General features: G+C 71.4%; 6 protein-coding genes. 3 read left to right on the top strand and 3 right to left on the bottom strand.

The window, feature by feature from the left end; genetic code table 11:
- Nucleotides 1-80: 80 nt before the first annotated feature.
- The 3 genes from ACSP97_RS11065 (at nt 81) to pulA (ending at nt 8,927) form a co-directional block, all read left to right on the top strand.
- Nucleotides 81-1,820 (top strand): glycoside hydrolase family 13 protein, encoded by a 1,740-nt coding sequence (locus tag ACSP97_RS11065; RefSeq protein ID WP_355528518.1) that lies wholly within the window; start codon nt 81-83, stop codon nt 1,818-1,820.
- A 134-nt stretch (nt 1,821-1,954) separates the two neighbouring features.
- Complete coding sequence (locus ACSP97_RS11060; protein WP_440557307.1) at nt 1,955-3,325, top strand: alpha-amylase; 1,371 nt, start codon at nt 1,955-1,957, stop codon at nt 3,323-3,325.
- Between the two features lie 193 nt (nt 3,326-3,518).
- Nucleotides 3,519-8,927: a pullulanase-type alpha-1,6-glucosidase gene (pulA, locus tag ACSP97_RS11055; protein WP_440557306.1), complete on the top strand. Its 5,409-nt coding sequence runs from the start codon at nt 3,519-3,521 to the stop codon at nt 8,925-8,927.
- On the opposite strand, the gene ACSP97_RS11050 is transcribed toward pulA, so the two are convergent.
- From ACSP97_RS11050 to ACSP97_RS11040, 3 genes are all read right to left on the bottom strand, one after another.
- On the bottom strand, nt 8,924-9,613 hold the full coding sequence (locus ACSP97_RS11050) for a TetR/AcrR family transcriptional regulator (protein WP_355144065.1): 690 nt from the start codon (nt 9,611-9,613) through the stop codon (nt 8,924-8,926). The two genes, pulA and ACSP97_RS11050, sit on opposite strands and share 4 nt — an antisense overlap.
- Nucleotides 9,614-9,681: 68 nt before the next feature.
- Nucleotides 9,682-10,731, bottom strand: coding sequence for a PDR/VanB family oxidoreductase (locus ACSP97_RS11045; protein WP_440557304.1), 1,050 nt, complete (start codon nt 10,729-10,731; stop codon nt 9,682-9,684).
- Nucleotides 10,731-11,645, bottom strand: a complete 915-nt coding sequence (locus ACSP97_RS11040) for a metal-dependent hydrolase (protein WP_355528524.1) — start codon at nt 11,643-11,645, stop codon at nt 10,731-10,733. Before ACSP97_RS11040 ends, ACSP97_RS11045 begins: the two co-directional genes overlap by 1 nt.
- Nucleotides 11,646-11,693: the final 48 nt, after the last annotated feature.

Here is an 11,693-nt window from a genome sequence, read left to right as displayed (position 1 = left end):
CGACCCCACGGGCCCGCCACCGCGGGCGCCCGTGGCACCCGCGCGTCCACGACCCGTTTCCCGTCACCACCAAGGAAGCCATGAGCCAGCAGCACTCTGCAGCCCCGGCCACCGACTCCGCCACCGCCGCCGTCGCCGCGCGCCGCCGCGACTGGTGGCGGGAGGCGGTCATCTACCAGGTCTACCCGCGCAGCTTCGCCGACAGCAACGGCGACGGCATGGGCGACCTGGAGGGTGTGCGCTCCCGCCTGCCGTACCTGCGCGACCTCGGCGTCGACGCGGTGTGGCTGAGCCCCTTCTACGCCTCCCCGCAGGCCGACGCCGGCTACGACGTCGCCGACTACCGCGCGGTCGACCCGATGTTCGGCACCCTGCTGGACGCCGACGCGCTGATCCGCGACGCCCACGGACACGGCCTGCGCATCATCGTGGACCTGGTGCCCAACCACTCCTCCGACCAGCACGAGTGGTTCAAGCGCGCCCTCGCCGAGGGACCCGGCTCCCCGCTGCGGGAGCGCTACCACTTCCGCCCGGGCAAGGGCGAGAGCGGTGAACTGCCGCCCAACGACTGGGAGTCCATCTTCGGCGGCCCGGCCTGGACCCGGGTCACCGAGCCCGACGGCACGCCCGGCGAGTGGTACCTGCACCTCTTCGCCCCCGAGCAGCCCGACTTCAACTGGGAGCACCCGGCCGTCGGCGACGAGTTCCGCTCCATCCTGCGCTTCTGGCTGGACATGGGCGTGGACGGCTTCCGCATCGACGTGGCCCACGGCCTGGTGAAGGCCGAGGGCCTGCCCGACCTGGGCTCCGGCGACCAGGTGAAGCTGCTGGGCAACGATGTCATGCCGTTCTTCGACCAGGACGGCGTGCACGCCATCTACCGGCAGTGGCGGACCATCCTCGACGAGTACGCCAATAAAATGGGGCCCGAAGGGCCTTCGTCAGAAGGGCGGTGGTGGGAGACGGGTGGGCGGATCTTCGTGGCGGAGGCGTGGACGCCGACCGTCGAGCGCACCGCCCACTACGTCCGCCCGGACGAGCTGCACCAGGCGTTCAACTTCCAGTACCTGTCGACCGCCTGGGACGCGGACGAGCTGCGCGCGGTCATCGACGGCACGCTGGAGGCGATGCGCCCGGTCGGCGCCCCGGCCACCTGGGTGCTGTCCAACCACGACGTCACCCGGCACGCCACCCGCTTCGCCAACCCGCCGGGGCTCGGCACCCAGATCCGCACGGCCGGCGACCGCGACCTCGGGCTGCGCCGGGCCCGCGCCGCCACCCTGCTGATGCTGGCGCTGCCCGGCTCGGCCTACCTCTACCAGGGCGAGGAACTGGGCCTGCCGGACGTGGTCGACCTGCCCGACGAGGTGCGCCAGGACCCCGCGTACTTCCGCGGCGCGGGCCAGGACGGCTTCCGCGACGGCTGCCGGGTGCCGATCCCGTGGACCCGCACCGGGCCGTCGTACGGCTTCGGCGACGGCGGCAGCTGGCTCCCGCAGCCGGAGGTCTGGGGCGAGCTGAGCGTGGCCGCGCAGACCGGGCGGCCCGGCTCCACCCTGGAGCTGTACCGCGCCGCGCTCGCCGTGCGCCGGGCGCAGCCGGACCTCGGCGCCGGGGACGCGGTGGAGTGGCTGCGCGCCCCCGAGGGCGTACTCGCCTTCCGCCGGGGCGAGTTCGTGTGCGTCACCAACACCACGGGGGAGTCGGTGACGACCCCGGCGTACGGCCGGGTGCTGCTCGCCAGCGACGAGGTGGCCAGGGCCGGCGACGAGGCGAAGACGCCCGCCGACACCACCGTCTGGTGGACCACGGCGGTCTGACGGCCGTGTGAATTTTCTTGCAACAACTTCTCGGCGGCCCGCTGCCTTTTCCGGCAGCGGGCCTTTAACATCTGCGTCACCGCAAGGTTTCAGCAACCTTGCGCAAGCCCCTTCAGCGACGAAGGAACCCCCACATGGTGCGCAGAATCCTTTCCGGAGCGGTCGCCCTCGCGGCCGCCCTTGTCATGACCCCGACTACCGCCCACGCCTCCCCGCCCGGCACCAAGGACGTCACCGCCGTCCTCTTCGAGTGGAACTACGCCTCGGTGGCCCGCGAGTGCACCAACACCCTGGGCCCCGCAGGCTACGGGTACGTGCAGGTCTCGCCGCCCGAGGAGCACATACAGGGCTCCCAGTGGTGGACCTCGTACCAGCCCGTGTCGTACAAGATCGCGGGCCGGCTCGGCGACCGGACCACCTTCAAGAACATGATCTCGACCTGTCACGCGGCCGGGGTGAAGGTCGTGGTGGACACCGTCATCAACCACATGACCGCGGGCAGCGGCACCGGCACCGGCGGCACGCAGTACACCAAGTACAACTACCCCGGCGTGTACTCGGACTCCGACTTCCACACGTGCCGGACGTCGATCGACAACTACCAGGACCGCTCGAACGTCCAGAACTGCGAACTCGTGGGCCTGGCCGACCTGGACACCGGCGCGGAGCACGTCCGCGCGACCATCGCCGGGTACATGAACGACCTGCTGTCGCTCGGCGCCGACGGCTTCCGGATCGACGCGGCCAAGCACATCGCGGCCGCCGACCTGGCGAACATCAAGAGCCGGCTGACCAACCCCAACGCCTACTGGAAGCAGGAGGTCATCTACGGCGCGGGCGAGGCCGTCCAGCCCACCGAGTACACGGGCAACGGGGACGTCCAGGAGTTCCGCTACGGCTACGACCTCAAGCGCGTCTTCAACAACGAGAAGCTCGCCTACCTGAACAACTTCGGCGAGGGCTGGGGCTATCTGCCCGGCAACGTGGCCGGCGTCTTCGTGGACAACCACGACACCGAGCGCAACGGCGCCACCCTGAACTACAAGGACGGCGCCAACTACACCCTGGCCAACGTCTTCATGCTGGCCTGGCCCTACGGTGCGCCCGACATCAACTCCGGCTACGAGTGGAGCGACGCGGACGCCGGGCCGCCCAACAACGGCCAGGTCAACGCCTGCTGGCAGGACGGCTGGAAGTGCCAGCACGCCTGGCCGGAGATCAAGTCCATGGTCGCCTTCCGCAACGCCACCCGCGGCCAGGCGGTCGCCAACTGGTGGGACGACGGCAACAACCTGATCGCGTTCGGCCGCGGCAGCAAGGGCTATGTGGTGATCAACCACGAGGGCACGACGGCCAGCCGCTCGTTCCAGACCTCGCTGCCCGCCGGCACCTACTGCAACGTGCAGAACAACACCACGGTGACGGTCAACTCCACCGGCTGGTTCACCGCGTCGGTGGCCCCGAACACCGCGCTGGCGATCTACGCCGGCAAGTCCTCCTGCTGAACCGGCACCCGGCCCGCACCGCACCCCCATGGCGGTGCGGGCCGGGTGCTCCTGAAATCCCTTGCCGATGTTTTCACGACTCTTGCTGCAACCCTTTCGCGGGCGGTACGGTCGCGCGGGCGCCCGGCATCGAGGCCGAGCCGCGGCGTGGGGTCGGACCCGAACTGAGCCGTCATCGCTAGGAGTTCCACCTGTGATACCGAGATGGCCGGCGTCCCCCGGGCGCCGCACCACCCGCCGCGCACGAGCCGCGGCCCTCGTCGCCGCCGCCCTCACGGCCGCCCTCGTGCAGCCGCTCACGGCCCACGCCGACCAGGCCGCCGCCCCGCCCCCGCCCCCGTCGGACGCGGCCCTCGCCGCCCAGCCGGCCCGGCACGACGACACCCGTGAGCAGTTCTACTTCGTCATGCCGGACCGCTTCGCCAACGGCGACCGGGCCAACGACAAGGGCGGCCTCACCGGTTCGCGCACGACGACCGGCTACGACCCGACCGACAAGGGCTTCTACCAGGGCGGCGACCTCAAGGGCCTGACCCGGAAGCTGGACTACATCAAGGGCCTCGGCACCACCGCCCTGTGGCTGGCACCGATCTTCAAGAACATCCCGGTGCAGGGCACCGGGGCCAACGCCTCGGCCGGGTACCACGGTTACTGGATCACCGACTTCACCCGGGTCGACCCGCACTTCGGCACCAACCAGGACCTCAAGCGCCTCATCTCGACGGCGCACGCCAAGGGCATGAAGGTCTTCTTCGACGTCATCACCAACCACACCGCCGACGTGGTGACGAACAAGGAGAACTCCGCCGACTACCGCTCCAAGGGCGCCTACCCGTACCTCACCGAGGACGGCAGGCCCTTCGACGACGCCGACTACGCCGACGGCGGCCGGGCGTTCCCCGCCGTCTCCGCCGCCTCCTTCCCGTACACCCCCCGGGTCACCAGCCGGACCAAGGTCCCGGCCTGGCTCAACGACCCGACGATGTACCACAACCGGGGCGACTCGACCTTCGCCGGCGAGTCCGGCACCTACGGCGACTTCTCCGGCCTGGACGACCTGTGGACCGAGCGCCCCGAGGTCGTCCACGGCATGGAGCGGATCTACGAGCGGTGGGTGAAGGACTTCGCCGTCGACGGCTTCCGCATCGACACCGCCAAGAACGTCGACATGCCCTTCTGGACCCAGTGGGCCACCGCGCTCGACTCCTACGCGGCGGCGCACGGCCGGAAGAACTTCTTCCTGTTCGGCGAGACCTACGACACCGACACCTCGGTCACCGCCCCCTACGTCACCCAGGGCCGCCTCGACGCCACCCTCGACTTCCCCTTCCAGGACGCGGCCCGCGGCTACGCCTCCCAGGGCGCGAGCGCGCGGAAGCTGGCGAACGTCCTCGGCGACGACTACAAGTACACGACCGACAAGGCCAACGCGTACGAGCAGGTCACCTTCCTCGGCAACCACGACATGGGCCGCATCGGGTACTTCCTGGGGCAGGACAACCCCGGCGCCTCCGACGCCGAACTGCTGAAGAAGGACCGGCTCGCCAACGAGGTGATGTTCCTCAGCCGCGGCAACCCGGTCGTCTACTACGGCGACGAACAGGGCTTCACCGGCTCCGGCGGCGACAAGGACGCCCGCCAGACCATGTTCGCCTCCCGGGTGCCCGACTATCTCGACGACGACGAGATCGGCACCGACCGCACGGCCGCGAGCGACTCCTACGACACGAGCGCCCCGCTCTACAAAGACATCGCCGCCCTGTCCGCGCTGCGCAAGGCCAACCCGGCCCTGACCGACGGCGTGCAGAGCGAGCGGTACGCGGCCGACGGCCCCGGGATCTACGCCTTCACCCGCACCGACGCCAGGACCGGCCAGGAGTACGTCGTCGCGTTCAACAACGCGGCCGACGCCAGGTCCGCGACCTTCGCCACCGGTTCGGCCCGGATGCCGTACCGGGGTGTCTACGGCGCCGACGGCACCCTGACCTCCGACGCCGACCACAAGGTCACCGTCACCGTCCCGGCCGAGTCCGCGGTCGTCTACAAGGCGTCCGGCCCCCTCGACCAGCCGGCCGTCAAGCCGTCCCTCACCCTGAACCCCCCGGCCGCCGGGGCCACCGGCACCGTGACCGTCGGCGCCGACGTCCGGGGAGGGCAGCTGAACCGGGTGGTCTTCGCCGCCCAGGCCGGCAACGGCCCGTGGCAGGTCCTCGGCTCCGCCGACCACGCGCCCTACCAGGTCACCCAGACCCTGGCCGGCAAGCTCCCGGCCGGGACCGCCCTGCGCTACAAGGCCGTCGTGATCGACAGCGCCGGGCACACCGCGAGCGCCCTGGCGAGCAGCACCACCGGCACCCCGCCCACGCCCGCCCCGCCCACCGCGTCCTCCCGCGGCTACGCGATCGTCCACTACCGGCGCGCCGACGGCGACTACGCCGACTGGAACCTGTACGCGTGGGGCGACATCGCCGACGGCGAGGCCACCACCTGGCCGGCCGGCCACCCCTTCGTCGGCCGCGACGCCTGGGGCGCCTTCGCCTACGTCAAGCTCAAGCCGGGCGCCTCCAGCGTCGGCTTCCTGGTGGTCGACAAGAACGGGAACAAGGACGTCTCCGCCGACCGGACCATCGACGTCACCAGGACGGGTGAGGTCTGGGTCGAGCAGGGCAGGTCCGACACGCTGACCCAGCGGCCCGCGTACCCGGCGCCGGACACCACCAAGGCGGTCCTCCACTACCACCGCGCCGACGGGAACTACGACGGCTGGGGCCTGCACGTCTGGACGGGCGCCGCGACCCCCACCGACTGGTCGGCCCCGCTGAAGCCGGTGAAGACTGATGCCTATGGCGCGGTCTTCGAGGTCCCGCTCGCCGCGGGTGCCACCAGTCTCAGCTACATCATCCACAAGGGCGACGAGAAGGACCTCGCCGCCGACCAGTCCCTGGACCTCGGGGCGGACGGCCACGAGGTGTGGCTGTTGAGCGGCCAGGACGAGCACCTGCTGCCGCAGCCCGCGGGCAGCGCGGCCGCCCTCGACCCGACCACCTCCAAGGCGGTCTGGATCGACCGGGACACGGTCGCCTGGAACGGCGTGGACGGCGCCGCCTCCACCCAGCTCCTGTCCTCCCGCGACGGCTCGATCACCGTCAAGGACGCCACGCTGACCAGCGACGACGAGCGCTGGCTGCGGCTGGAGAAGACCACCCTGACCGACGCCCAGAAGGCGAAGTTCCCGTATCTGAAGGACTACACCGCCTGGTCGGTGGACCCGCGTGACCGCGACCGGGTGCGCACGGCGCTGACCGGTCAGCTGGTCGCCTCGCAGCGCGCCGCGAACGGGGCCGTGCTGGCCGCGACCGGGGTGCAGACCGCGGGCGTGCTGGACGACCTCTACCCGGCCGCCACCAAGGCCCGCCTCGGCCCGGTCTTCCACGACGGCAGGCCCACCCTGTCCGTGTGGGCGCCGACCGCCCAGAGCGTGTCCCTGGAGCTGGACGGCGCCATCAAGGCCATGCACCGGGACGACACCACCGGTGTCTGGTCGGTCACCGGCCCGGCGTCCTGGAAGGGCGGCCGGTACCGGTACGTGGTCAGGGTCTGGGCGCCCAGCGTCGGCCGGATGGTCACCAACAAGGTCACCGACCCCTACTCGGTCGCCCTCACCGCGAACTCCGAGCGCAGCGTCGTCGCCGACCTGGACGACCGGTCCCTCGCCCCGGCCGGCTGGTCCGCGCTGCGCAAGCCCAAGGCCGTGCCGCTGAAGGACGCCCAGATCCAGGAGCTGCACGTCCGGGACTTCTCGGTCGCGGACCAGACCGTCCCCGCGAACGACCGGGGCACCTACCTCGCCTTCACGGACAAGAACAGCGACGGCTCCGAGCACCTGAGGGAACTGGCGAAGTCCGGGACGTCGTACGTGCACCTGTTGCCCGCCTTCGACTTCGCCACCGTGCCGGAGAAGAAGGCCGACCAGCGCGGCCCCGACTGCGACCTCGCCTCCTACCCGGCCGACTCCGACCGGCAGCAGGCGTGCGTGGCGAAGAGCGCCGCGCAGGACGCCTACAACTGGGGCTACGACCCGTACCACTTCACGGTGCCCGAGGGCTCGTACGCCACCGACCCGGACGGCACCGCGCGCACCCGGCAGTTCCGGCAGATGGTGCAGGGGATCAACCAGGACGGCCTGCGGGTCGTGATGGACGTCGTCTACAACCACACCTCGGCCAGTGGCCAGGCGGACACCTCCGTCCTGGACAAGATCGTGCCCGGCTACTACCAGCGCCTCCTCGCCGACGGCTCGGTGGCGGACTCCACCTGCTGCTCCAACACCGCGCCGGAGAACGCGATGATGGGCAAGCTGGTCGTGGACTCGATCGTCACCTGGGCCAAGGAGTACAAGGTCGACGGGTTCCGCTTCGACCTCATGGGCCACCACCCCAAGGCCAACATCCTCGCGGTCCGCAAGGCCCTCGACGCGCTCACCCCCGAGAAGGACGGCGTCGACGGCAAGAAGATCATCCTGTACGGCGAGGGCTGGAACTTCGGCGAGGTGGCCGACGACGCCCGCTTCGTGCAGGCCACGCAGGCCAACATGGCCGGCACCGGCATCGCCACCTTCTCCGACCGGGCGCGTGACGCGGTGCGCGGCGGCAGCCCCTTCGACGCCGACCCCGGCGTCCAGGGCTTCGCCTCCGGCCTGTACACCGACCCCAACGGCTCGGCGGCCAACGGCACCCCGGCCGAGCAGAAGGCCCGGCTGCTGCACTACCAGGACCTGATCAAGATCGGGCTCACCGGCAACCTCGCCAAGTACCGCTTCACGGACACCGACGGCAAGGAGGTCACCGGCGCGGAGGTCGACTACAACGGAGCGCCCGCCGGATACGCGGCCGCGCCGGGCGACGCCCTCGCCTATGTGGACGCGCACGACAACGAGTCCCTGTTCGACGCGCTGACCTACAAGCTCCCCAAGGACACCGCCGCGTCCGACCGGGCCCGGATGCAGGTCCTGGCGATGGCCACGGCCACCCTCTCGCAGGGGCCGTCCCTCTCCCAGGCGGGCACCGACCTGCTGCGCTCGAAGTCGCTGGACCGCAACTCCTTCGACAGCGGGGACTGGTTCAACGCCATCCACTGGAACTGCGCCGACGGCAACGGCTTCGGCCGGGGCCTGCCCATGGCCGCCGACAACCAGGACAAGTGGCCGTACGCCAAGCCGCTGCTGACCTCCGTCGAGGTCGGCTGCCCGCAGATCACCGGCGCCTCGGCCGCCTACCAGGACCTGCTGCGCATCCGTACGACGCAGAAGGAGTTCTCGCTCGACACGGCCGGACAGGTCCAGGACCGGCTGTCCTTCCCGCTGTCCGGCAAGGACGAGACGCCAGGGGTGATCACCATGGAGCTCGGCGATCTGGTCGTCGTCTTCAACGCCACCCCGCAACGCCAGGAGCAGAGGGTCCCCGCGCTGACCGGGGCGCACTACCGGCTGCACCCGGTGCAGGCCGCCGGCGCGGACCCGGTGGTGAAGACCTCCGCCTACGCCGCAGGCAGCGGCACCTTCACGGTGCCGGCCCGCACGGTGGCGGTGTTCACCCGATCCTAGGAAGCCAGGGCGGACAGCCGGCCGACGAGTTCCGCGAAGGGGCCGTCGGCCGGCTCGTCCTCGAGCATGGCGCGCAGCACGTCCGCCATGCCCTCGTCCCGGGCGGCGCTGACGGCGACCAGCGCGGCGAAGTCGTGCACCAGCTGGACCTCCAGTTCCTCGCGCGGGATGCGCCGGCCGTCCAGCCAGATCAGCGCGGTGGACTCGGCCAGCGAGATCCAGGAGCGGATGACCAGCTCCAGGCGCGGCGGCGCGTCGGCGATCCCGAGATGGGCGAGCATCTGGTCGTACGCGGCCTGCCGCACGGAGTCGATCAGCGCGTTGGTGGTCGTGGAGCCCACCGCGGGGCCGCCGCGCATCAGGGCCGAGAAGCCCGGGCCGTGCTCGTCCACGTGCTCGAAGAAGCGGCTCATCACCCGCAGCAGCCGCGTCCCCAGCGGACCCTCGTGAGGCTCGGTGAAGCGGGCCTTCAGCTCCTCCGAGGCACGCTGCAACGCGGCCTCGTACAGGCTCATCTTGCCGGGGAAGTAGTGGTACACCAGCGGCCGGGAGATGCCCGCGGCCGCCGCTATCTCGTCGATGGAGACCTCGTCGGGCGAGCGGCGGCTGAACAGGTCGAGGGCGACACCGATCAGCTGCTGCCGTCGCTCCTCGACGCCCATCCTGCGGCGAACCCCGGTACCCATGCGAACACCTTACCGAGCGGATCCGGCCGCCAACGGTCCGGACCCGAACCGGTGTTCACATCACCGGGTCACAGGTCCAGCACAAGACGTCCACCCCGGGCCCTGGAGACACAGATCAGCATCGAGTCGGCACGCTCCGCGTCGGTGAGCAGCTCGTCCCGGTGCTCCACCGCGCCCTCCAGCACCCGCTGCTGACATGTCCCGCAGAACCCCTGCTCGCAGGAGTAGGCGAGGCCCGGCAGCTCCCGGCGCACGGCGTCCAGCACGCTGGTGCCGGCGGGCACGGCCACCGTCCGCCCCGTGCGCCGCAGTTCGACCTCGAACGCGGCGTCGCCGTCCGCCGGAGCGCGCGGCGCGAACCGCTCCAGGTGCAGCGCGGCGCCCTCGGGCACCCGCTCGGCGACCGCGTCCATCAGCCCCTCGGGGCCGCAGCAGTACACCGCCGTGCCCGCCGTCACATCCGTGAACAGGGCGTCCAGGTCCGGCCGCCCCTCCTCGTCCTCGGCGACGACCGTCAGCCGGTCCCCGGCCAGCTCGCCCAGCTCCGCCAGGAAGGGCATCGAGGCCCGGCTCCGCCCGCAGTACAGCAGCCGCCACTCGGCGTGCTCCGGCAGCGCGCGCAGCATCGCCAGCACCGGGGTGATGCCGATGCCGCCGGCGACGAAGACGTACGACTCCGCCTCGGCCAGCGGGAAGCGGTTGCGCGGCCCGCGCACCTCCAGCTCCATGCCCTCGGCCAGCTGCTCGTGCACCTCCCGGGAGCCGCCCCGGCCGTCCTCGACCAGCCGGGTGGCGACCGTGTACGACGAGGTGTCCCCGGGGTCCCCGCACAGCGAGTACTGCCGCACCAGCCCGGAGGGCAGCACCAGGTCGAGGTGCGCCCCGGGCGTCCAGCGGGGCAAGTCGTCGCCCTCCAGGCGCAGTCGGACGACCCCCTCGGCGATCGTCTCGTGCGCGGTGAGCAGCAGCCGCAGCGCCCGGGAGCGCGGCCGGCCGGAGAGCGGCGGGTCCAGGGCGGGCAACGGCCACAGCGGCGAGACCCGGACCCGGCGGGCGAGGGCCCGGCGGGTGAGCAGGGCGGCGCCCGCGACGAGGGCGACGGTACGCGGCTTCGGCATCACGCGGCCTCCCGCGCGGACGGCTTCGCCCGTTCCGCGGCGAGCGCGGCGGGGGACGCCTCCAGATAGGCCACGGCCTGGGCGGTGGAGAACTCGTGGGAGGGGTGGTAACCGCGGCCGAGATAGCGCGGGATGGACCTCAGCATGGCGCCGGTGGCGGGCAGCACGCCCTGCCGGCCGCGGTCGTGGAAGTCCTTCACGGAGTACCTGGGGGCGGTCAGCGTCGGGTCGTTCTCCATGAAGAAGCGCACCCCGCGCTGCCAGAGGAAGACCAGGGTGGTGAAGGCGGCCGCCCAGGTGCGCGCCCGGCGCCGGTAGCTCCCGTCGAGGTGCTGGAAGAGGTCGAAGGCGACCGAGCGGTGCTCGACCTCCTCCGCGCCGTGCCAGCGCAGCAGGTCCAGCATGGTGGGGTCGGCGCCGCGCCGGTCCAGCTCGACCGCGCCCAGCACCCAGTCGCCGAGGAAGGCGGTGTAGTGCTCGATGGCCGAGATGAGCGCCACCCGCTCCAGCAGCCACCAGCGGCGCGCCCGGCCCGGCGGCAGGGTGCGGTCGCCGAGCAGCTTCTCGAAGAACCAGTCGACCTGCGCGGTGTACGGCGTCGGGTCCAGGCCCTGCTCGCGCAGGTGCGGCAGCACCTCGTCGTGGGACTGGGAGTGCACGGCCTCCTGGCCGATGAACCCGATGACGTCCGCGCGCAGCCGCTCGTCCTCGATCAGCGGCAGCGCCTGCTTGTACACGTGCACGAACCAGCGCTCCCCGGCGGGCAGCAGCAGGTGCAGCACGTTGATGGTGTGCGTGGCGAACGGATCGCCGGGCACCCAGTGCAGCGGCGTGTTCTCCCACGAGAAGGACACGTTGCGGGCCTTGAGCGGCACGCGCTCGGACTCCACCGGCCGGGCCTGCGTATAAGACATGGCGTCAATGTACTGACGGGTACGGTGACTGAGAACCCCTTCCGCGCC

It is taken from the genome of Streptomyces sp. SCPE 10 (assembly GCF_051980735.1).
Lineage (GTDB): Bacteria > Actinomycetota > Actinomycetes > Streptomycetales > Streptomycetaceae > Streptomyces > Streptomyces misionensis.
The sequence above is the reverse complement of the archived record's forward strand: the minus strand, read 5'-3'. Positions and strand labels throughout refer to the sequence as shown.

Coding starts and splice junctions, on each gene's coding strand:
- ACSP97_RS11040 (WP_355528524.1), bottom strand. CDS start 11,645: ATGTCTTATACGCAGGCCCGGCCGGTGGAGTCCGAGCGCGTGCCGCTC.
- ACSP97_RS11050 (WP_355144065.1), bottom strand. CDS start 9,613: ATGGGTACCGGGGTTCGCCGCAGGATGGGCGTCGAGGAGCGACGGCAG.
- ACSP97_RS11060 (WP_440557307.1), top strand. CDS start 1,955: ATGGTGCGCAGAATCCTTTCCGGAGCGGTCGCCCTCGCGGCCGCCCTT.
- ACSP97_RS11045 (WP_440557304.1), bottom strand. CDS start 10,731: ATGCCGAAGCCGCGTACCGTCGCCCTCGTCGCGGGCGCCGCCCTGCTC.
- ACSP97_RS11065 (WP_355528518.1), top strand. CDS start 81: ATGAGCCAGCAGCACTCTGCAGCCCCGGCCACCGACTCCGCCACCGCC.